The sequence below is a fragment of the Dapis hubbardiae BLCC-M172 genome, from assembly GCF_050016015.1.
Lineage (GTDB): Bacteria > Cyanobacteriota > Cyanobacteriia > Cyanobacteriales > Microcoleaceae > Trichodesmium.
Map to the genome: position 1 here is coordinate 1 of NZ_JBNHEQ010000184.1, position 24,968 is coordinate 24,968.

12 protein-coding genes are annotated in these 24,968 nt (G+C 37.8%); 7 read left to right on the plus strand and 5 right to left on the minus strand.

Going from position 1 to position 24,968, the window contains the following annotated elements:
* Positions 1-208: 208 nt before the first annotated feature.
* On the minus strand, positions 209-2,083 hold the full coding sequence (locus ACP6PK_RS16715) for a peptidoglycan D,D-transpeptidase FtsI family protein (RefSeq protein WP_426560999.1): 1,875 nt from the start codon (positions 2,081-2,083) through the stop codon (positions 209-211).
* A 255-nt stretch (positions 2,084-2,338) separates the two neighbouring features.
* Complete coding sequence (locus ACP6PK_RS16720; RefSeq protein ID WP_426561001.1) at positions 2,339-2,911, minus strand: hypothetical protein; 573 nt, start codon at positions 2,909-2,911, stop codon at positions 2,339-2,341.
* A gap of 1,144 nt (positions 2,912-4,055) precedes the next feature.
* On the opposite strand from ACP6PK_RS16720, the gene glgB reads away from it, so the two are divergent.
* Positions 4,056-6,398: a 1,4-alpha-glucan branching enzyme gene (gene glgB, locus ACP6PK_RS16725; RefSeq protein WP_426561003.1), complete on the plus strand. Its 2,343-nt coding sequence runs from the start codon at positions 4,056-4,058 to the stop codon at positions 6,396-6,398.
* Between the two features lie 486 nt (positions 6,399-6,884).
* Positions 6,885-7,535: a matrixin family metalloprotease gene (locus ACP6PK_RS16730; protein WP_426561005.1), complete on the plus strand. Its 651-nt coding sequence runs from the start codon at positions 6,885-6,887 to the stop codon at positions 7,533-7,535.
* A gap of 574 nt (positions 7,536-8,109) precedes the next feature.
* Here ACP6PK_RS16730 and ACP6PK_RS16735 read toward each other — a convergent pair.
* On the minus strand, positions 8,110-8,505 hold the full coding sequence (locus ACP6PK_RS16735; RefSeq protein ID WP_426561007.1) for a Lin0512 family protein: 396 nt from the start codon (positions 8,503-8,505) through the stop codon (positions 8,110-8,112).
* Positions 8,506-8,899: 394 nt separating this feature from the next.
* Positions 8,900-14,926 carry a calcium-binding protein gene (locus ACP6PK_RS16740; RefSeq protein WP_426561009.1) on the minus strand — a complete coding sequence of 2,009 codons (6,027 nt, stop codon included), beginning with the start codon at positions 14,924-14,926 and terminating at the stop codon, positions 8,900-8,902.
* A gap of 709 nt (positions 14,927-15,635) precedes the next feature.
* Here ACP6PK_RS16740 and ACP6PK_RS16745 point away from each other — a divergent pair.
* The 4 genes from ACP6PK_RS16745 to ACP6PK_RS16760 are packed head-to-tail and all read left to right on the plus strand — an operon-like array spanning position 15,636 to position 20,455.
* On the plus strand, positions 15,636-16,520 hold the full coding sequence (locus ACP6PK_RS16745; protein ID WP_426561011.1) for a sugar phosphate nucleotidyltransferase: 885 nt from the start codon (positions 15,636-15,638) through the stop codon (positions 16,518-16,520).
* Positions 16,521-16,566: 46 nt separating this feature from the next.
* On the plus strand, positions 16,567-17,853 hold the full coding sequence (locus ACP6PK_RS16750) for a glycosyltransferase (protein WP_426561013.1): 1,287 nt from the start codon (positions 16,567-16,569) through the stop codon (positions 17,851-17,853).
* A gap of 17 nt (positions 17,854-17,870) precedes the next feature.
* On the plus strand, positions 17,871-19,151 hold the full coding sequence (locus ACP6PK_RS16755; protein WP_426561015.1) for a glycosyltransferase: 1,281 nt from the start codon (positions 17,871-17,873) through the stop codon (positions 19,149-19,151).
* Positions 19,152-19,168: 17 nt separating this feature from the next.
* Positions 19,169-20,455: a glycosyltransferase gene (locus tag ACP6PK_RS16760; protein ID WP_426561017.1), complete on the plus strand. Its 1,287-nt coding sequence runs from the start codon at positions 19,169-19,171 to the stop codon at positions 20,453-20,455.
* Between the two features lie 310 nt (positions 20,456-20,765).
* Here ACP6PK_RS16760 and ACP6PK_RS16765 read toward each other — a convergent pair whose 3' ends face one another.
* Positions 20,766-21,521 carry an FkbM family methyltransferase gene (locus tag ACP6PK_RS16765; protein ID WP_426561019.1) on the minus strand — a complete coding sequence of 252 codons (756 nt, stop codon included), beginning with the start codon at positions 21,519-21,521 and terminating at the stop codon, positions 20,766-20,768.
* A gap of 247 nt (positions 21,522-21,768) precedes the next feature.
* Here ACP6PK_RS16765 and ACP6PK_RS16770 point away from each other — a divergent pair, with 247 nt between their 5' ends.
* A complete protein-coding gene (locus tag ACP6PK_RS16770) occupies positions 21,769-24,732 on the plus strand; it encodes an alpha/beta fold hydrolase (protein WP_426561021.1) in 2,964 nt (987 codons plus the stop codon).
* Positions 24,733-24,968: the final 236 nt, after the last annotated feature.

The window sequence follows — 24,968 nt, forward strand, 5'->3', positions numbered from 1 at the left end:
TATTAGACATCTCCAATAATAAAAAATCAAATCAATTATCCCACAGTTTGGGATGGACGGTGCGTTACATTTATCCCACAGTTTGACATGGGCGGTGCGTTACATTTCATTTTTCGTATAGGGAATGCTCCGCTTTCCATGTCACGCAGTGAAACGCACCCTACTGGACTACTGGACTGGACTCTAGCCATTCCCTACTCCCTACTCCCTACTCCCTCTTATCAGAAGGAGGAATTTGCTCAATATTAATCAAAGACTTAATCACCGACTTAACAACAGGAGCAGCAACCTTTCCCCCACTACCCCTAACAGGTTCATCAATAACAGCCAAAACTACATAACGGGGAGACTCCACTGGCAAAATACCCACAAAACTTGTAATTTTAGCACTCTTAGAATAACCTCCAGTTTCAGAAGCTTTTTGCGCCGTACCAGTTTTGCCAGCAATTCGATATCCACGCAGTCTAGCTCTTTTACCAGTACCACTCTCAACCACCTTTTCCATCATTGCCAAAACTTTTGTCGTAGTGTCAGAAGAAAAAACTTGTTTAGGTTGTGGCAAAGGTAACTGCCAATATGGTTGCCCCTTACTATCAAATAATCCACGGACAACATGGGGTGTCACCAGTTTTCCCCCATTTGCTAAAGCTGCATTCAGTTGCGCTAGTTTTAGAGGAGTCAGAGAAAACCCCTGACCAAAAGCAGTAGTCGCTGCTTCCACCGGTACCATTAAAAACTGGTTTCTACCCTTCAAAATGTTAGCTGCTTCAAAAGGTAAGTCTGCACCAGTAGTATCTTCTAATCCTAACCGTTTGAGACCATCATAAAAAACAGCTCGTGGCATTTGTTCAATAATTTTAACCATACCGATATTACTAGAATCTCGAATAATCTCAGTTACACTCCGGGCACCACCGCCACCACCGGAATTAAATATGGACCAACGACCAATCCTCATTCTGCCTGTGTCATAAAATACACTATCTTCTTCAATCGCTCCTACCTCTAAAGCTAAGGCCACATTTATTGGTTTAAAGGTCGAACCTGGTTCATAAACATCTGTTACGGCCCAATTTTTGAACAATGTCACGTCATAGTTATAGTATTGATTGGGGTCATAAGAAGGTTCCGATACTAGAGATAATATAGAACCATCAGTAGCGTCCATGACAATGACAGTGCCTCGCTTGGCCTCATATTCTTCTAACTGTTGTTTAAGTATTGCTCGTACAGATCGTTGCAAGCGAGAGTCAATAGTTAGATGCAGGGAAAGGTCATCTAACTGTAAAAAACCTGTGGTTAGTTTATCGGGTACTAGAGCGCCTTTGATTAAGCGCCGAAATTGGATTGTTTCTATAGAGCGTTCTAAGAGATTTTGTTGACTATATTCAATTCCAGCTTGACCTTTGCTTTCTCCATCTACATATCCTACTACTTCAGCTACTAATTCTTTCTGAGGATAGAGACGTTGTGGGTGTTGAATTAATTCTAAGCCATCAATATATAAATCAGTAATTTTATTTGCACTTTCTTGAGATATTAAGTCGGCAATTTTTATACCTGTCTCTCTTTGATTGAATATTTGGAGTAAGTCATTGGAAGTTAGGGTTTTTTCCAAATTTGCTCCTTCTAGAACAGTTGATAATTGATAAGCAACTTCTTGTTTTGAGCGGTTAAATATTTTGGGGTGAGCATAGAGAGTGTATGCCACTTTATCAATTGCTAAAACATTCCCGTTTCTATCAACTATTGGGCGTCTAGGAATGAAAGGATTTGATTGTACAGTTTGCTGTTGTTGGGCTATTTTTTGTAATGCTTTGCCCTGCACAACTTGTAAACGAAATAGGTTAATTATTAGTCCTAATAAGCCTAACATCAGAAGTATCCAGACTTGGTAAAGTCTAGATGTTCGACATTTTTCATAGTTTTCCTGAGAAGCTGTTGAGGGTGATCTTTTAGGGGTATTTTTAACAGCATCTGCTTCATCTTGAAGCTTTTGATTTTTGAGATGAGACCTAGATTTTTCTCTTTGTTTGCGGTTGAAAGACCTACGAGGAAGTTGGGAATTTGAAGGATAGTTCATTTCAGTTAGCCTCTTTCAGAGGAACTTCGTTAACAGTTATCAGTTATCAGTTATCAGTAGCTCTGGCTAAAGACACTAATTAAAAAAAAGAATGCTATACTTAGGTGAAACTTCAGTTATTGAAATTATTAAGTAATTAACACTGGCTTTTTAATTTTTTTAATAATTAGCAAACCAGGAGCGTGTTAATTATTCTTATGTTTATTACTCCCCTACTCCCTTACTCCCCTACTCCCCTACTCCCCCGCTCAAGATTCAATACCCCACTGGTGTTTTGAAGAGATATTTATGACCTGAACTAGATTCTAGATAAGGTTGAGGAGGATTAGGGGCAGGACGTGGAGGTGCTGGTTCTAAAAATATCCTCTTTACAGAATCTCGTGAAGTTAAACCATTATCAGAAGTTGATGCTTGTTCAGCTATATGGTTTTTCAAGAGTTCATTAGCAACACTTATCTGCTGTTCCTTTTCTCTAAGTTTTTGTAATTGTTGATATTCTGTTGTCCATTTAGATTGGCCATAAATTGTTAAGCCATAAAAGGCCACACTCGCACTTGCTAATAATACCGTGACAATGGATGAAGTAAATTGTGTTGCCATCAAAGATTTTAACCAGAGCGCTTTGGACTGGGGTAGGGAGATGACTTGAGCCATATTCTGTACTTGAGTTGTTTCTAAGTCTGTACTCTGTTCAGAGATATAGTTACCATCAGATAAGTTTTTTTCTGTTGATTTCTGTGGCCTAACTGATTTTTTTGATATAACAGAAAAATTAGTTTTTGTGGACTTATTACTTGGGGTTGGAAATGTACTTCTAACTGCGACCATTTTATAGTTTACCTATACTAACATCTATAATAATTACAAAATACAATAGTATTTACTCTTGAGTATATGTTTTAACTTGTTGCGGAACTCAAATTAAAATTAAATTTTTTGATATCTAGCTTGATTATCAACTATTTTATTAATAGTTTTACTTAATATTTCCTACCTTATATAGCAATCATATTTAAGTTGTCAAATTTTCGTGGTAGTTAGGAGTCAGGAGTCAGAATATGCAATGATTTTGATTTATCTTAATGGTTCTTAAATATCCTATAAATCATTCCTTATTGCTATAGTGCAAATTTTGTTATCACATCAGATATTTTAATTATCGGTAATATTTTTCAATACTAAAACTATTAAATATCAATATTAATATAGCAGTTTATTTATTATTTAATTGATAATAATCTATTTAGGATTACTAAGTAGCTATACCAAATTAATTATACATCTTCCCTACCATCTCTTGGATTTTACTTCTCTCAACTAGGAAATTTATTTTACACCAACTGAACTATTTGAGAACTTTTGAATTCGCATCAAAGGAAGCAAAACATAAACAGAAATTATATAGTCTATCATTCTCTAGTTAGTGACGGATGGCTCCTAATTCCTGACTTATGACTCATTTAACTCTCTAGAGCTGTATATTTGTATACTTATGTTAATCCGATGAAACGAAAGACTTCGTTTCATAACTATTAATCGTTTCAGAAGCACTTGTCATGGTAAAAAGGTGACAGTTGAACTCTTGTTTCACCTCTTGACCAAAAAATCAGGTCTCAAGTCTTCCCTTTTAAGGGAATGAAAAAGCGGTATTTCAAGCCTCTGGGTTTCCGTTTGTCATGCTGCGCAAACAGCCTGAGGTACTGATAACTGTTAACGTTAGCGAAGCTCCTCTGTTAGCGCAGCTCCTCCGGAGGAGGCAAGAGGCAGTTCCTCTGTTAGCGCAGCTCCTCCGCAGGAGGCAAGAGGCTAACTGAATTGCGCAGTTCCTCCGGAGGAGGCTAACTGAAATGACCATCAGCTCTGTACAACCAAATATTTGGAGAATTTATCCTAGTTGGGCATCATCGACTAGCATATTTTCCCCATATTGTGGCATTCTTAATTAATTGTTAACAAAAATATATTGACAAAAATGACAATTTCTGCAGACCAAGTTAACCAAATAGTTTGGAACCATCATCATGACCCCTTTGAAGTCCTCGGTGCCCATCAGATAGAAAAAGATGGCAAAGCTATGACAGTAATCCGAGCCTACCAACCAAATGCCGAAGCTGTCTCAGTGATCTCTCCGATAGACCGGAAAGAATACTCAATGCAGTCAGTCCATGACCCTCATTTCTTTGAATGTGTAATCGACACCACGGAACTGGCCAACTATCAACTGAAAATCAAAGAAGGAGAACACGAACGAGTCATCTATGACCCCTACGCTTTCCGCTCTGCGAAACTTACAGACTTCGACCTCCAACTATTTGGAGAAGGAAATCATCACCGCATCTACGAAAAATTAGGGGCACATATTGCCGAAATTAACGGAGTCAAAGGAGTCTACTTTGCTGTTTGGGCACCCAATGCTCGTAATGTTTCAATTTTAGGAGACTTTAACCATTGGGATGGTCGTAAACACCAAATGCGGAAAGGACATACAGGAGTTTGGGAACTATTTATTCCTGATATTGGCCCTGGAGAACATTATAAGTATGAGGTTAAAAACTGGGAAGGACACATCTATGAGAAAAGTGACCCTTATGGATATCAACAGGAAGTAAGACCTAAAACAGCTTCCATTGTTGTTGACCTAGACTCCTATACTTGGAATGACCAAGAATGGATGGAGAAACGTCGCCATACTGACCCTCTGACTCAACCCATTTCTGTCTATGAATGTCACTTGGGTTCTTGGATTCACGCTGCTTCTGCCGAACCAGCTAAACTACCTAATGGGGAAACCGAGCGTGTAGTGCAAGTCTCGGAACTTAAACCAGATGCTCGTTTTCTTACCTACCGAGAATTAGCAGACCGTCTGGTTTCCTACGTTAAAGATTTGGGCTATACCCACATCGAAATGTTACCTGTGGCAGAGCATCCTTTTGATGGTTCTTGGGGTTATCAGGTTACAGGATTTTTTGCTCCTACCTCTCGCTATGGTAATGCGGAAGATTTCATGTACTTTGTCGATAAATGCCACGAAAATGGTATAGGAGTAATTGTAGACTGGGTACCGGGACATTTTCCCAAAGATGGACATGGTTTGGCTTTCTTTGATGGTACTCACCTCTATGAACATCCAGACCCCCGCAAAGGTGAACACAAACAATGGGGTACTTTAGTATTTGACTATGGTCGTAATGAAGTCCGTAACTTCCTAATTGCAAATGCCCTTTTCTGGTTTGAAAAGTATCATATTGATGGATTTAGAGTAGATGCAGTTGCTTCTATGGTCTACCATAACTATATGAGACCTGATGGTGAATGGGTTGCTAATAGATATGGAGGTGTAGAGTATATTGAAGCTGCTGATTTCCTCCGTCAAGTTAATCATTTGATTTTCGGTTATTATCCTGGTGTTCTTTGTATTGCAGAAGAATCTACTGCCTGGCCAATGGTGACTTGGCCTACTTATGTTGGCGGTTTGGGTTTCAACTTCAAGTGGAACATGGGTTGGATGCACGATATGCTCGACTATTTTGAAATGGACCCTTGGTTCCGACAGTTCCACCAGAATAATGTTACTTTCAGTATTTGGTATCACCACAGTGAGAACTATATGTTAGCTCTGTCTCACGATGAGGTGGTACATTGTAAGAGTAATATGTTGGGTAAAATGCCTGGGGATGATTGGCAGAAGTTTGCTAATGTCCGGGCGTTGTTTGCTTATATGTTTACTCACCCTGGTAAGAAAACTATGTTTATGGGGATGGAGTTTCCTCAATGGGGTGAATGGGATGTTTGGGGCGATTTAGAATGGCATTTGCTCCAATTTGATGCTCACCAAGGGATGAAGCGATTTTTCCGGGATGTGAATCAGCTCTATCGTTCTGAACCTGCTTTGTATGAACAAGATTGTACTGAGGAAGGTTTCCAGTGGATAGATTGTAGTGATAATAATCATAGTGTGGTCTCGTTTATTCGTCGCGCTAAAGATGGGAAAGAGTTTGTGGTAGCGGTTTGTAATTTTACTCCTCAACCCCATAGTCATTATCGCATCGGTGTACCTGAACCAGGGTTCTATACTGAAATATTTAATAGCGATGCTGGTAATTATGGTGGCAGCAATATGGGTAATTTAGGTGGTAAGTGGACTGATGATTGGTACTTCCACGATCATCCACAGTCTTTGGATTTGTGTTTGCCTCCTTTGGGTATTTTGGTGTTTAAGTTAGACAAGGAGAAAACTCTAGCAATGATGCAAGAATCTGAGGATGTTGAAGCTGTGGAAGCTGAAGCTGAAACTGAAACTGCATCTGAAGCGTAAATTAATCGCTCAATCAAAACTAAGGCAAAATTGAAAAGGTTGGTAGTTGAATTTTTAATTAATGCTGCCAACCTTTGTTTATGGGTTAGTAAAGGTTAGGTTATAATATTTGAGGGTAGGAGTTTGGTTTCCAAACCCTAGGGAAAATTGGATTTGGAGACCAAACCCCTACAGTTTTTTTTCAAAAATTCTTCCTTCTTTTCTAGGGACGTTGCACAGGCAAAAATGCGTTTTCCGTTCCGGAATGCTCCGCAAACATGTCGCTCCGCGTTTTGCTGGCGCACAACTTTCCGTTCCGGAATGCTCCTAATTACGCACTTCGGCTGTCACCGATATGAAAAGCGGAGCTTTGCGTCAGCAAAACGTCCCTACCATTTTTAACAAACACTTATCAAGCTTGGTATAATGTTTATTAACAGAATAGTATCCGTTTATTTGCGTTTCTTTTTTTGCGGTTTTGCTATTTGGATAATAGCTTTCTATTTTTTGTTTTCAACTCCAACGACGGCAGTTACTTCTCAAGACTTGCCACCTCTGAAATCTTATCCTCTACCAGAAACTTTGGTAGAATGGCAAGACTCCAATAATAGTGATGATTATTTTGATCAAATTGAAGTTCAGGATGTAGGTTATCTAATTTGGTCGCAGTTTCCTATTAAGGTTTATGTGGAATCTTCTGATAATGATGAGTCTCGGTCTAGTCAATGGGTTAAGACTGTAGTAGATGCTATTTGGGAATGGAATATTTATTTACCTTTGCAAGTGGTAGACAACCCAGAAATTGCTGATATAAAAATTTTTAATAAACGACCTCCCTTAAGACCAGGAAAACTAAGAGCGCGTTCGGCAGAAACTCGCTATCAGTTATATCAAGATGAGAATGGAATTTTATCTCATAATTTCGTGATTTCCTTGAGCCCTATGCAAGTAGGTAAATATTTACCTGCTGCTGCTCGTCACGAGTTTGGTCATGCTTTGGGTATTTGGGGTCATAGTCCTGAAAAAACTGATGTTATGTATTATTCTCAGGTGGCAGAACCTCCCCCTATTTCATCTAGGGATATTAATACTTTAAAAAAGATTTATCTACAAACAACTAGAATAGGCTCCAAGTTTCCTTTGTCCTCAGATGACTGATATCAAATCTACTTGATTTTGTATAAAACAATATTCCATGTTCAATCATTGCCAAATATTTGTCAATTATCTTCCATCCTTACCCCTGTAGGGGCGTTTTGCTATCGCACAACTCCGTTAACGCTACGCGACATATAAAACGTTTCGGCGCTTGAGCCGACATGTTTGCGGAGCATTCCGATAGGAAAGTTGTGCGTAGCTAATGGCCATTCGCCCCTACAATATCTAAATTAGACCAATAGTACCGGATTTAATATGATACTACTGGAGATACAATTATTTAACTATTTTTTGTTACAGAAAAAATATTTATATTATAGCAGAAAATATAATTGTCTTTGCTCGAATAAATATCAATTATATAGTCATCTTCATCAAATCTTTATCAATCTTACCTTGTTATTTAAAGATTTGGTAAAGATTGGCAAAATTGAGGTTTTTTTTGTCAAAAATCATTAATAATAGTAATTGTGAATTTCAACTAAGTTATAGTAACCTCAACTAAGTGATTTATATATCTGCTGTGTGCTTTGTAGTAACTCATAGCAGATTTTTTTTTGATCGTGTCCTATCTTTATTGAGGAACAAATACAGTCACTGCAGCCACTGCAATTAACATCTCATCATTTTTATCTTCTAATTCAGGAATTGCTCGACCCTGCATTACCATTCCCCCATCTTCGACACTTATACTTTTCTGGCCAAAAGGCAATACAGCCAAAACCTCTTCTACCCGCACCTGTTCCGGGTAAGGTACAGCCACCTGTACTTCTACAATCATTTCATTAGGATGACTTAAACCTGCTACCTCCCATACACCAGGCAAAGCATTATGGGCAATGGCATTTCTGACAGCTCTAGCTGCTGCTACTGTTGGCTCCTGGCCATGTTGATCTACACCCATTCCCATTTCAATAATTAAACGTTTTCTAGTCATAAACACCCAAATTAACCACAGTTTCTTCATCATATCAAATTCGGTAGCATCGGTGTTATTCAGTATTTTAAAGATAAGAGTCCTTATGGTAGGGGCGAATGGCATTCGCCCCTAACCATTGTATGAGGACGACAGAATTATATTACTCCCAAGCCAAGGATTTGATATCATATCATGTCCGGTAGCATCGGTCTTGTATGGGAAAGGTAAGGAAGAAGGAAGAAGGAAGAAGGAAGAAGGAAGAAGGTTTAAGAAAAGGAAAAATCTTACTAATGGTAGATATTTCCACGGCTTTTACACAAACGATACAAACGGACATGGTATCATACAGCCTTTCGAGATTAATGACCTAAAACACAGTAGGGACGATCCATGTATCGTCCCTACTATAGGTAATTTTAACCTAGAGCTAAAAGCTGATAGCTAGTTAACGCAGGAAGAAATCATCAGCACTAATTTGTGCGTTATTAGTTAAGGTTGCAAAATTAGCACCATCACCTAAACCAGCAGCACTGCCATTAGCATTATAGAACAAGTTACCATTTTCACTGTTGTAGACAATAAACGCACTAGAAGTTTCTGCCGCTGCATTAGTAGTAACTATGTCAAATTCTGTTGCAACACTGAACCCATCACCTTGAATACTGGTAAGTGCGGTAAAAGTGTTTTTATCCAACAGAATAATATCTTGCCCTACAACAAAGTCGGTGATTTCATCTGTACCTACATCTGATTCATCAAACTCGTCATTAGTAGCAAAGATAAAGCGGTCAATACTGACACCACCTGTGAGTATATCATTACCTGGACCACCATTGAGGCGATCGCGACCGGGATTCCCAAATAGCTGATCGTTACCCGGTCCGCCTAAGAGACGGTCAAAACCACGCCCTCCTCTCATCAAGTCGTTGCCACTTCCACCACGCATCAAGTCGTTCTCTAAACCACCGAGAATAGTATCATCACCAGCATTGCCAACTAGGCGATCGTTACCACGGTTGCCGTAAATCAAATCTTCGTCGTCACCACCACGGATAGTATCATTTCCACCAAAACCTTGTATAGTATCGTCTCCACCAAAACCATTGAGAACATTTGGATTTGAGTCACCTACAATCAAGTCGTCTGTATCTCCGCCTGCGATACCAACAAAAGTAAAGTTACTCACATCTAGGTTGATTTCTGTATCAAAGGTGGCGACTATTTCTAAACTGTCTCCTTGGAAGAAAGTCAGCACAGTTTGATTTTGTGCATTAACATACGTGGCAAAAGTACCATTACTATTAACACTAAGTTGCTGTAAGCGTGTTTCTACTTCTGTGAGGGAAGCAAATTCTTCAGTTAAGTCAATTAGACCTATGTTACTAGCAACATTTACAGTTGAAGCATCTACAGTAACCTGAGCGAAGCTACCGTTTTGGAAGTTTGCAAATATTCCTCTTTGGAACTGAAGTACATCTGTTGCTTCAAAGTTGTTAATAGCGATCGCTTCACTCAATGAATCAAAGAAAATCGTATCCACTAAACCAGTAGTAGCAGTAACTTCTGTGGCTGCACTTGCCGTGGTTACTTCAGTAAAGTTAAAGTTAGCCTGAGTTAGCGAGACTTCAGACGCAAACTGACTAACAACTTCTACTTGAGTGCTACTTTCTGCAAATGCTAGTACAGTATTACCTGATGAATTAGTGTATTGAACAAATACTGGGTTATTTGCTTGTAAACTACCTAGCAGTGCTTGTACTTCTTGTATTGAGTTAATCTGTTGTTGAACAACCAGTAAAGTTTGGTTCTGGATATCAACATTGGTGCTTGACTCACTAATAATTGTACTACTGAATGTTGAATTGCTAAAACCACCGAATAGTGATGAATTGAAGTTGAAGGAGTCAGACTCACTAAATCCAACTATCGTACCACCAATTTGTTCTAAGGAATTGAATTGAATTACATTTTCAACTTCACTGTTAACTACAATTGTATTTGAGTTACTGATGACAACATTGACATCTGGTTGAGGATCTTGCGCTGGAGGATCTTGCGCTGGAGGATCTTGTGCTGGAGGATCTTGTGCTGGAGGATCTTGTGCTGGAGGATCTTGTGGTTCATCTATCTCTTCATTGACAAAAACAAAGTTCTCTGAGGTAACACTAACATTAGCTTCCAGATTAGCTAAAATATTAATTTCTGTACCTGTCCAGTAACCTACTACAGTTTGCTGTTGTTGATTCTCGTATAAAAGTAACCTGGGAATATCACCAACCTGTAAAGCTTGCAACCGCGCAAGTAATTGCTGTTGTGTGAAACTAGCCTCGAATGATAGGAAATTGGCAGTTCCTATTGAAGTTGCCGTTTCGGTGACAGTCAATTCTTGTAGGGTGTCATTTGTGATTCCTCCAAAGATTTGAGAATCACATTCAAAAATGTCTTCCTCACTATAGTTTGTAATTGTCACCCCAGTTTCTGTCAGGGAGTTGAATACAAACTGATCCACTACACCAACAGTAGCAGTCACTTCTGTTTGGTTCGTAATATTGACGGTGTTGGTAAACTGTAAATTGTTCTCAAAAGTAAACTGACTAATATCTTCTAGTTCTACTTCCAAGTCTTCAATGATATCAACCTCGCTGCCATCGAAGAAAATTAACTGAGTGCTACCTTCGATATTAACTAATATGAGAGCTGAACGATCTACCACAAGTTCTGCCAGACGTTCTTCCAGAATTTCTAAACTGGTAAAAGACTCTTCCTGGAAAAGCAAGAAAGTTTGTTCAACTGGTTGAGTCAAATTAGCAGTGACATTGATACTGGTGAAATTTTCTATTGTGACATCTAGTGACTGTAGTATCTCAGCACTAATTTCTAACTGATCTACTGTAACATCAAAGTCATCATCGTCATCATCATCGTCATCATCGTCATCGTCGTCATCGTCATCGTCGTCATCGTCGTCATCGTCGTCATCGTCGTCATCGTCATCATCGTCATCGTCGTCATCGTCATCGTCCTCAAACTCTAAGTTCTCAACATCAAAATCACTAATATTCTCCAACTCTACTTGAAAGTCTTCTACTACTTGAAACTCAGACTCAGTACCATCGAACAATACTAACTGAGTACGACCTTCGATATTTGCTAATATCAGAACTGAACGATCGCCTACCAAACCTACCAGACGTTCTTGTAGCACTTCTAGACTTGCAAAACTTTCTCCGTTAAAAATCAAGAAACTTTCTTCAACTTCTTGGTTAAAGTTAGCTGCAATATTGATTTTCGTGAAATTTTCTAATGTGACATTAATATCTGTTAGTATATCAATATCAATTTCTAGCTTTTGTTCTGCTGCGATATCAAATGGTGTGAACAAGTCTAAGCTCTCAATAGAGAAATCACTAATATTTTCTATCTCTATTTCTGTAACTACCTCAAAGTCAGTACCATCGAAAAATACTAACTCAGTCGTACCTTCAATTTCAGCTAATAGTAGAACCGGACGTTGACCTACTAGCACTGCCAGTCGTTGTTGCAGAATTTCTAAACTAGCAAAAGTTTCTGACTCAAAAATCAAGAAACTTTGTTGAACTTCTTGGTTAAAGTTGGCAGTAACATTGAAGCTAGTAAAAGTGTCTGCTGTGACACCTAATGATTCTAAGAGGTTGGCATCAATTTCTATTCCATCGTCATCGTCGTCGTCATCATCATCGTCGTCATCATCATCATCATCGTCCTCATCATCGTCATCGTCCTCAAAGTCCTCAAACTCTAAGTTCTCAACATCAAAATCACTAATATTCTCCAACTGTACTTGAAAGTCTTCTACTACTTGAAACTCAGACTCAGTACCATCGAACAATACTAACTGAGTACGACCTTCGATATTTGCTAATATCAGAACTGAACGATCGCCTACCAAACCTACCAGACGTTCTTGTAGCACTTCTAGACTTGCAAAACTTTCTCCGTTAAAAATCAAGAAACTTTCTTCAACTTCTTGGTTAAAGTTAGCTGCAATATTGATTTTCGTGAAATTTTCTAATGTGACATTAATATCTGTTAGTATATCAATATCAATTTCTAGCTTTTGTTCTGCTGCGATATCAAATGGTGTGAACAAGTCTAAGCTCTCAATAGAGAAATCACTAATATTTTCTATCTCTATTTCTGTAACTACCTCAAAGTCAGTACCATCGAAAAATACTAACTCAGTCGTACCTTCAATTTCAGCGAGTATTAAAACCGAACGTTGACCTACCAGCACTGCTAGTCGTTGTTGCAGAATTTCTAAACTCGCAAAAGTCTCTTCTTCAAAAATCAAGAAACTTTGTTGCACTTCTTGGGTAATATCAGCAGTAATGTTGACACTGGTAAACGTTTCTGCTGTGACCTCTAATGATTGTAAGATGCTAGCATTAATTTCTATTAGGTCGCCATCATCATCCCCCTCATTATCATCGTCCTCATCATCATCGTCGTTATCATCCCCACCTATGATCAAGATATTATCTGTATCAATTTCCACATCTGTTTCTACATCAGTAGCAAAGTTAGCAATAACTTCAACTGTACCTTCTCGTGAAAAAGCTAAAACAGTATTATCTGATTCATCGGTGTAAGTCAAGAAAACAGAGTCAGTTACACCCAACTCACTTAATCGTACTTCGACTACTTCTACAGAATCAAATACTTGATCCATAATTATAAAATTAGCATCTTCTACCTCTTCAGCATTTGTAAATACTGAAACTAATGCTCTGGTTAAATCTTCATTTCTCAGATTACCAAAATCTTCTGACTGTAATTTAATAATGTCTGTATCATGGTCAAAATTTTCAATTGTAAATCCCCCTGCAATTGTTTCAGGAATGAAGAATTCATCAGGATTATCTGTAGCAGAAATAGTATTATTATCAGCTGTTATTCGGATTTTATTGAAGAAACGCAGGTTAGCACTACTAAATGATTCTATATTAGATAGAATTCCATCGAATTCTTCAATAATACTAATTCCTTCTTGACTACCATCTGAGAATAGTAAAACAGTTTGCCCATCAATGTTGGCAACAGCTAGAACAGCATTATTACCAGCAAAAATGCTTAATCTTTGAGCAAAAGCTTCTACGGTGTCGAATTCTTCTGCTGAAAAAAGTAGTAATTTTTCTGTTACCGGGGTGACATCATTAGTACCTATAACAACACTGGTTAGAGACTCTAAAGTCACTCCTAATTGTTGGAGTACAGATACACTAATTGATACTTGATTTTGATTACTAATGAAGTCATTTGTACTAATATTCAGATTTTCAATGGTAAATGCTTCGAGATTAGATACCGTTTCGTACTCACCAATAATCTCAATTTCACTACCATCAAGAGATGCTAAAAATGTGTTCTCTGCTGTATTGAATAAAAATAAAGCTGTGCTGCTAAATTCAATATCTACTAACAGTTGTTGTAGTGCTGTAATATCAGTTATTTGTTGTGAAATAACGAATAAATTAGCATTAAGGTCTATAGTATTTCCATCAGTTATTGATATTTCAATATCTTCTAGATCAATGTCTAGCAATTCCAGTGCAGATAATTCAACACTGATAACTCCTCCATCACTAAAATCAATTCCAGTACCACCATCATCATTGAATTCAGGAAGTTCAACTGTTTCATCTGTTACATACTCAAAATTATCAGCACTTAATTCTCCTTTTTTGACTGAGACTCTGGCCAAAATATCAGTTTCATTATCTCGGGAATAAGCTATTGTACCTTTTTTACCATTGTCGTCTTCATCAAAAAAGATAATAGTCGGGAAGTTTGCATCTATGTTGAGACTATTTAAGAAATTTGAATCCCCCAGTAAAGTAGCTACATCTTCACTATCAACATTAGTAGATGTAACAAAATTTATGACTTGAGTGTTATTGGGGTCAAATACTTCTGCAAGAAGACCAATGGTATCATCGTCAGCTTCTAGATCGCTAATTTCATCTATACCTTCACCAATAGCTGTATAAACAAAGATGTCTTCGCCCGAATTTCCACGGAGTTTATCATCACCTAAACCTCCAACAAGAGTATCATTTCCTTTCTTACCTTCGAGAGTATCATCACCATCATCACCAAAAATCAAGTCATTACCGTCATCACCCTTGATTTTATCATCACCACTACCACCAGAAATAGTATCCTCATCCTTCCCACCTTTAATATCATCATCACCTTCTTGACCGAAAATTAAGTCATTATCATCCTCACCCTTGATTTTATCATCACCATCACCACCAAGTATGGTATCATCTCCGTCATCCCCTTTTAGGTCATCATCATCTGATCCACCATCAATCAAGTCATCACCATCTTTACCATCAATCTTATCCTCATCTCCGAAACCACGGATAACATCATTTTCGTCTGTACCTTTGATGTTATCTGTTCCGTTTGAACCAAAGAAGTCAGCCATTTGTTTTTTCTCCTTACTAAAATCAATGCAAATTTGGAAATTTCTCACAGCAAGCTAATTCTTGACAAAAAAAATTATTAGTCAAGATTAGACCAATGTTATTTGGCATATTTACTTTTATTTTCTTGCCTCAGAGCTAGCAAAATTTCTAGATATTACTGTTTTTATCAATGACATTTCGTATAAACATAATTATAAATATCTAGAGAATGTTCCAATTTTTCTCTGTTCCAATGCACCCTTAAATTTATTTCCCTATATCATCTTACCCATTGCAGTTAAAAATGACAACTTTATTTATTAGAGTTAATACTTTTCTATTACAATTACCCTGAATCCTTATGAGTTAAAACCCTTAAAGCTCTTAAAATCCTTAAGTTAGTCTGATGTAATAATTTTTCCGTTCTAAATTTATCAAGTAAAATCACAGATTGACGCAATATAAAAGTATTTGTTCCCACTCCAACAATAAATATTTATAATCTAATCAATCTTCAAAAGCAGATTCCGATATACAAATCAAAAGAAAAATATTGACTTAGTAAACGATTGATGATATTATCCAATTTCAAAAATATTTATAGTATCTATATTATGATGGAAGTTAAAATTTTTATCGCTTCCTGCTGATTAAAAATTAAATTGATACAACGGTAAAAACTAGCAAAACACTTATTTTTTTATTAGTTAACCCAAAAATCTAAAAGATATGACAGGATCAATTGCAAAAGTTAAAAAAGCACTAATTCCAGCAGCAGGTTTTGGTACACGGATGTTTCCAGCCAGTAAAGTTGTGAAAAAAGAACTATTTCCCATAATAGACAAAGACGGCAGAGCTAAACCAATAATTCAAATAATTGCTGAAGAAGCAATAAATGGTGGAATAGAGGAAGTTGGAATAGTTGTACAAAAAAGCGATATCCCAGTATTTACAGATTTTTTCCAAGCTCTCCCCAGTTATTATCAAAAGCTGTCTCCGGAAAAACAAGAATATTGTGAATATTTACAAAATTTAGGTAATAAAATTACTCTCTTAACTCAATCTGAACAAGCTGGTTATGGTCATGCCGTTTTTTGTGCTAAAGAGTGGGTGGGAGATGAACCTTTTTTGCTATTACTGGGAGACCATATTTATGCTTCTGAGGTAAAACAATCTTGTACAAATCAAATTTTACAAGTCTACCAACAGACGAATAAAAGTGTAATTGGCGTGAGAATTATCCCTGGAATAGAAATACATCATTATGGTTGTATTAGTGGAAATTTAGTTGCAGACGGTCTAATTAATATAGATACAATTTATGAAAAACCAGACCTAAATTATGCTAGAGAAAAACTTCATGTACCAGGGATGAAAGAAGATGAATTTTTAGGAGTTTTTGGGATGTATGTCTTAACAGCAAAAATATTTGATTATCTAGAAGAAAACATTAAACAAAATACTAGGGAAAAAGGAGAATTTCAACTGACATCTTGTTTGGATAAATTGCAAAAGACAGAAGGAATGACTGGGTATTTGGTTAAAGGGCAATGTTTTGACACAGGGATGCCAGAAGTGTATCGGCAGACAATTATTGATTTTCGTAATGCTTGAGAGTATGATTGTACAGGAAAATTAAAAAACTAGGAAAAAACTTATTATGACTCATTTTGGTGCTATCTGTCCTACACAATTTACAGGACATCTAAACCCAATGCTGCCTTTAGCCCAAGAATTAAAAAGGCGGGGTCATCGCGTCACCTTTATTGGAATAGTTGGTTATGAAGCCAAGGTACTAGAAGCAGGATTAGAATATCTTGGCTATGGCAAAGAAGAATTTCCTGAAGGGGCAATGACAGAGTATTTGCATCATCTGAGTAAACTCAGCGGGATACCTGCTTTCCGCTATATTATAGTTACAATTTTAAAAAAAGAGGCAAACGCTTTGCTTCAGGATACTCCACAACTGATCAAAGATGCTGGCATTGATGCTTTACTGATTGACTCAGTTTCAACAGGAGGGGTAGCGATCGCCGAGCTTCTCGAAATTCCTTTTATCACTATTCATAATATAGTGGTATCTCATCAAGAGAATAATATTCCTCCTATTTTCACTAACTGGAAATATAACCCTATCTGGTGCGCAAAACTACGTAATAAATTTGAGTACCGTAGATCTAGACGCTGGACTCAACCTTTGATAGATGTGGTGATTAAATATCGTACTCAATGGAATTTACCCTTGCAACCACAGCCTGATAATCCTAATTATCAACTGGCTGAAATTAGTCAACAACCTGCTGAGTTGGAATTTCCCAGAGAAAATTTGCCTGAGTTCTTTCATTTTACTGGACCTTATCATTATTCAGGTACTAGAGAACCTGTTCCCTTCCCTTGGGATAAGTTGACTGGGAAACCTTTAATTTATGCTTCTCTGGGAAGCTTAGTCAATCGTTTTGTTGATGTCTTTGAGAAAATTGCAGCAGCTTGTGAGGGATTAGATGCGCAGTTAGTTATTTCTCTGGGAGGTTCGGCCACTCCAGAATCTTTACCCAACTTACCTGGAAATCCCCTAGTTGTCAAATATGCACCCCAGTTAGAACTACTGCAAAAAGTTACTCTAACTATTACTCATGCAGGTATAAACACAACTCTAGAATGTTTAAACAATGCAGTACCAATGGTTGCTATTCCTATTGCTTTCGAGCAACCAGGAATAGCAGCACGAATAGCTTGGAGTGGAGCAGGGGAGACTATACCATTGAAGCGTTTGACTGTACCTCGATTAAGAAAAGCAATTTCCCAAGTGCTGACAAAACCATCATATAAACAAAATGCTTTGAGACTACAGGAAGCAATTAAGCGAGCGGGTGGAGTAACTCGTGCTGCTGATATTATTGAACGGGCCGTATCTACAGGGAAACCAGTCTTAACAGGAACTATATAACTAGGAAAAAACTAATTATGGCTCATTTTGGTGCTATCTGTCCTGCATATTTTACAGGACATCTAAACACAATGCTACCTTTGGCACAAGAATTAAAAAGGCGTGGTCATCGCGTCACTCTGATTGGAATAATTGATGCTGAAGCTAAGACAGTAGCAGGATTAGAATTTCTTACTTTTGGTAAAGAAGAGTTTCCTCAAGGGGCAATGACAGAAGCTTTAAATTATCTGAGTAAACTCAGTGGATTAGCCGCCTATAGCTATGTGGTTAACCTATTGAAAAAAGAGGCAAATGCTTTGCTTCGGGATGGTCTAGAATCAATCAAAAATGCTGGTGTAGATGCTTTGCTCGTTGACCAAGTTTCAGTAGGAGGGGGAACGATCGCCGACCTTCTGGACATTCCCTTGATCACTATTTGTAGTTCATTGATATCTCATCCAAGTCATAGTGTGCCCCCTAAATACACCAACTGGAAATATAACCCCACCTGGTGGGGGAAATTGCGCAACCAAGTTGGTTATGCTTTTTATGGACGGGTGACAAAACCGATGATAGATGTGGTGGTTGAGTATCGTCGCCAATGGAATTTGCCATTATACTCTCATCCCAATGATGCTTATTCTCAATTGGCTCAAATTACTCATCAACCCCCTGAGTTAGAATTTCCCAGGGAAAATTTGCCGGAGTGGTTTCATTTTACGGGACCATTTCATTATTCAGGTACTAGAAAACCTGTTCCCTTCCCTTGGGATAAGTTGACTGGGAAACCTTTGATTTATGCTTCTCTGGGAACTTTAGTCAATTCCCAGGTTGATGTCTTTGATAAAATTGCTACAGCTTGTGAAGGGTTGGATGCTCAGTTAGTTATTTCTCTGGGGGGTTCAGCTACTCCAGAATCTCTACCCAACTTACCGGGAAATCCCCTAGTTGTTGAATATGCACCCCAGTTAGAACTACTGCAAAAAGTTACTCTGACTATTACTCATGCAGGTATGAACACAACTCTAGAATGTTTAAACAATGCAGTACCAATGGTTGCTATTCCTATTGCTTTCGAGCAACCAGGAATAGCAGCACGAATAGCTTGGAGTGGAGCAGGGGAGACTATACCATTGAAGCGTTTGACTGTACCTCGATTAAGAAAAGCAATTTCCCAAGTGCTGACAAAACCATCATATAAACAAAATGCTTTGAGACTACAGGAAGCAATTAAGCGAGCGGGTGGAGTAACTCGTGCTGCTGATATTATTGAACGGGCCGTATCTACAGGGAAACCAGTCTTAACAGGAACTATATAACTAAGAAAAAACTTATTATGGCTCATTTTGGTGCTATCTGTCCTACACAATTTACAGGACATCTAAACACAATGCTACCTTTGGCACAAGAATTAAAAAGGCGCGGTCATCGCGTCACCTTTATTGGAATAGTTGGTTATGAAGACAAGGTACTGGCAGCAGGATTGGAATTTCTTGGCTATGGGAAAGAAGAGCTTTCTCCAGAGGCGATGAAAAAATCTTTGCATCGTTTGAGTCAACTCAGTGGAATAGCCGCTTTGCGTTATGGTATTAAGCTCAAAAAAAATGGGGCGAATGTTTTACTTAGGGATGCTCCACAACTTATCAAAAATGCTGGTATAGATGCTTTGCTAGTTGACTCAATTTCAATTGCCGGAGGAACGATCGCCGATATTTTGGAAATTCCTTTTGTGACCATCTGTAGTGCAGTAGTATTTCATCAAGATCCTGCGGTTCCACCTCACTTTACCAGTTGGGAATATAACCCTGCTTGGTGGGGAAAACTTCGTAACCAATGTGCTTACACTTGGTCTGGACGCCTCAGACAACCTGTTAGAGATTTGATAGCTGAGTACCGTCACCAATGGAATTTACCTTTGTATTCTCATCCTAATGATGTATATTCCCAATTAGCTCAAATTAGTCAACAACCTGCTGAGTTAGAATTTCCCAGGGAAAATTTGCCGGAGTGGTTTCATTTCACAGGAACTTATCATTATTCAGGTACTAGAGAAACTGTTCCCTTCCCTTGGGATAAGTTGACTGGGAAACCTTTGATTTATGCTTCTCTGGGAACCTTACAAAATCGTTTAGTTGATGTTTTTTATAAAATTGCAGCAGCTTGTGAAGGGTTGGATGCTCAGTTAGTTATTTCTCAGGGGGGTTCGGCAACTCCAGAATCTCTACTGAACTTACCCGGAAATCCTTTAGTTGTCAAATATGCACCCCAGTTAGAACTGCTGCAAAAAGTTACTCTGACTATTACTCATGCAGGTCTCAACACTACTCTAGAATGTTTAAACAATGCAGTATCAATGGTTGCTATTCCTATTGCCCTCGACCAACCGGGAGTAGCAGCACGAATAGCTTGGACTGGAGCTGGGGAAGCTATACCACTGAAGCGTTTGACTGTACCTCGATTAAGAAAAGCAATTTCTCAGGTACTAACACAACCGTCATATAAAGAAAATGCTTTGAGACTACAGGAAGCAATTAAGCGATCGGGTGGAGTAACTCGTGCTGCTGATATTATTGAACGGGCAGTATTAACAGGAAAACCAGTCTTAGCAGAAAATATTAAGTAAGAAAAAATTTCTTATGACTCATTTTGGTGCTATCTGTCCTATATATTTGAGAGGAAATCTAAACATAATCCTGCCTTTACTACAAGAATTAATATCATGTTTAGTTACATAGTTATTATAATTAAAGCTCTGATATCATGTCCGGTTGAATAGTTATAATTAAAGCTCGTAGTAGGGCTTGAGCAATAACTATAGATGTTGCTCAAGCCCTACTACAAACAAAAACTTTTAAATAGGATTTGCTAAATTCTTTATTGATTTAGCAAGCTCTATTTAAGAATAATTAATCAGGTAAAAACTTACCTTAAGTTTATCGGCGAATAGCGTATAAATTCAAGTTGTTGAACCTATCAGACAAAAGATTATTCTTTTCAATTGTTATCTCGAATCCATTGGCAATTAGCATTTTCTCTACTTTCTCTAGTCTTCCTTCTGTATTATGAACTTCAGCGACAATTTGCTTAATTTTCATCCAATCGTTTTCTTCTATCCCTTGTAAAACTTCATATTCCAAGCCTTCTACATCTATTTTCAATAAGTCTATGGTCTTAATTTCTAATTCATTAATAACTGAAGATAAAGTTCTCAGTTCACCCCGAACTTCTTGATTTTGATAAAAATAATCTACCTGCTCTTGACTAAATAAAGATTCCATCCCATCTCGTTGTTCTAATTTTTCGAGAGGTTTTGCTGTTGAATTACCTGCCAGATTGGGGTAAAAAGTAAAGATAACTTCATCCTGATTTTCAGAACTTATGCCATAATTAAATAAAATTACATTTTTCATTGAATGTAAGTGAATGTTCTCTGATAATACTTCAAAAATTGGTTGAATAGGTTCAAAACAATAAATTTTCAGAGAATGAAACAATTGGTTTAAAAATATAGGAAACAGTCCAATATTTGCACCTACATCAAAAATACAGTCTCCTTCATTGATAACAATGCCATGTTGAAGATATTGCTGTTCAGTAAATATTTCTGAAAAAATAAATTCAGTTTCCTCCTGACTACTAATATAGTAACACTCTAAATTATTAGAAAAAGTCATTTTTTTTATAGTCATAATCAACCTCCTAATGTCTAATAATTAATAATCCTAAATCCTAATCTAGCATAAGTTGTTCCTTTAGGTTCGCGATCGCCCTTCAAAATTGAATTAGCAATTTTTACTAACTATATATCTCTAAAAAAAAATATTACTTTAGACTTTAAACAAATACATATTCATGTTAAACTATTTACGACATTGAAAAACATGACAGAGGTATTCACCCTGAAATTACAAAATAAGGATTTTTAGCTTTTTAATTATGCAATTTAACACTTTAATAGACCTCCTACACCATAGAACGATAAATCAACCACAGCAACAAACCTATACTTTTCTCCAAGATGGTGAAACAGAAAGCAATAGTCTGACCTATGAAATATTAGAACAACAGGCCAAGGCCATAGCAGCCAATCTCCAGTCCCTAGATGCTAAAGGTGAAAGAGTCTTACTATTGTACCCCCCTGGACTAGAATTTATGGCCGGATTTTTTGGCTGTTTGTATGCGGGAGCGATCGCTATACCTGCCTATCCACCTCGGCCTAACCAGTCTCTCTCAAGATTAGAATCAATTGCAACAGATGCTCAAGTAAAGTTTGCCCTTACCACTACACCTCTGTTAGCTTACTTAAAAGGTCGCTTTGGTGAAAATTCTATATTAGCAAAAATGCAGTTGCTAGATGCCAACAACATTATTGCTCAAAACCTGGAGTCGCAATGGCAAGAACCTAATATCAACAGTGATACCCTCGCTTTTCTGCAATACACTTCTGGTTCGACTGGAAAACCCAAAGGGGTAATGATAAGTCACAAGAATATTCTGCACAATTTAGCTATGGGTTATGAGCAGTCTGGGACTACACCTAAAAGTCATACAGTGACTTGGTTGCCCTTTGGTCACAATACAGGGTTGTTGGTCGGAGTTCTACAACCTCTCTACGTTAATTTCCCTGTTAAAATTATGTCACCATTGGATTTTCTGCAAAAACCATTGCGTTGGTTAATGGCTATTTCTCGTTACAAAGCCACTCAAAGTTTAGCTCCTAACTTTGCTTATGACTTAGTTTGTTTCCAAACAACCCCTGAAGAACGGGAAACACTTGACCTCAGTAGTTGGGAGTTAGCTGCTAGCGGTGCTGAACCTGTTCGAGCAGAAACTATTGAGCGGTTTGCCTCCACTTTTGGACCCTATGGCTTTCGTCGGGAAGCTTTTACCGTAGGTTATGGGATGGCAGAAAGCGTCGTTAGTATGACTTTAGGAATAAAAGCAGAAACCCCAGTTATCCTGAATATTGACAAAGCTGAATTTACTAAAAATCAGATTAGAGTAGCAACTGATGAGAGCGAAAGTACGCAAAAAATTGTTAGTTGCGGTCGTGCTGGTTCAGATGAAAAAATCATCATTGTTAACCCGGAAACTTTAACCGAATGTTCGAGCAACCAAGTAGGAGAAATTTGGGTTTCTAGTCCCAGTGTTGCTCAAGGTTATTGGAATAAACCAGAAGCAACCGCAGAAACTTTTCAAGGTTATTTAAAAGATACACAGGAAGGTCCGTTTCTCAGAACTGGTGACTTAGGATTTTTGCTTGATCATGAATTGTTTGTCACTGGTCGTCTCAAAGATTTAATTATTATCCGAGGTAGCAACCATTATCCCCAGGATATTGAGTTAACAGTAGATAGGAGTCATCAAGCTTTACGACCTAGTTGTGGTGCAGCGTTTTCTGTAGAAGTGGAAAGTGAGGAAAGACTGGTTATTGTTCAGGAGGTTCAGGAAAGTTACTTAGAGCAATTGGATGTAGATGAGGTTGTTAATGCTATCCGTCAAGCTGTATCCCAACAGCATCAGTTACAAGTTTATGGGGTATCATTACTGAAAACAGGAACTATCCCGAAAACTTCTAGTAATAAAATTCAGCGTCATGCTAGCAAAGCAGGTTTTCTAGAAGGAAGTCTTGATGTTGTCGGTAGTAGCATTTTCCAAGATTTTGATTTACTAGAAAAGGAAAAGCAAACTTTCTTGGATAGAAAAACACTTTTGTCTACCCCACCCGAAAAACGTGAGGAATTACTAATATCCCATCTTCAGATTTTAATCTCAAATATTCTCCAAGTAAACCCATCTCAATTAGACTGGGAACAACCTTTAACTAGCATGGGATTAGATTCTTTGACGACTGTTGAGTTAAGCGATATTCTCCAAGATAGTTTGGGAACTTCTTTTAAGGCAACACTAATTTTTGAGTATCCCACAGTTGCAGCTCTAGCTAATTATTTGGCAACAGAAGTCCTTTCCCCAGAACCTGCTACAAATTATGATATTGGGTTAGTTGCAGATGAAAATTTAGATTCTGGTTTTGCTTCCCCAGTAATAGCCATTCAACCGAAGGGTTCTAAACCTCCTTTTTTCTGTATTCCTGGGGGTGTAGGAACTGCATTTTATCTGCACTCTCTAGCTTTTCATCTCGGTCAAGACCAACCATTTTACGGACTACAAGCACGAGGAATGGACGATAAAGCAGAACCTCACACAAATGTACAGGCGATCGCTGCTGACTATATCGACGCATTAAAAAATATTCAACCCAAAGGTCCTTATTTTTTGGGGGGTCATTCTTTCGGTGGGCAAGTAGCTTTTGAAATATCCCAACAGTTACAAAAACAGGGAGATGAAATTGGTTTACTTGCTGTTTTTGATATTCCAGCTCCTATATTTAGTAGTTTCATTATTGCGGGTTGGGATGATACTAAATACATGAGTCAGGTTGTAAAGTTATTTGAATACTTTTTAAAGGAAAATTTAGAGATATCCTACGACGATCTGAAGGTTTTCTCTCCTGATGAGCAATTAAATTATGTGACGGAAAGATTAGTGAAAAAGCTTCATGTGCGTCCTTCTGAGGCAGCAAAAAGACAAGTACATGGTTTTGTCAAAGTTTTAAAAGCTAGTATTTATGCTATGGGTAATTATCACCCAGAGAAACTTTATCCGACTCCTATTGCTCTTTTCCGTAGTAGTGATGTTCGTGTTTGGAATACTCCTCTTGGTCTGACTGATGCTATTCGCAACCAACTGCAAAAGAACTCATATTTGGGTTGGGAGCAACTTTCTCAACGTTCTGTGGAAGTTGAGACTGTTCCTGGGGATCATATTACTATGATGCTTGAACCCAATGTTCAGGTTTTAGGGGAGAGACTCATTAGAAAGTTAAAAGTAAGATTTTAGAGGTTTTAAACCTGGGCGTTGCATAGAGTGCGGGATGAAGTGAGTGTGGAGAGTGTGGGGAGTTTGGGAGAAATTATGTATATATTTTATTTGTCCATTGGAATTATAGTTTTAGCCTATATTCCGCACGACAGCAACGCCTTTTAACCTAAACTTAGAAAGTTAAAACTCAGGGGTGACAAGGGCAAAAAAATTCTCCCTTACTCCCTTACTCCCTTACTCCCCTACTCCCTTAC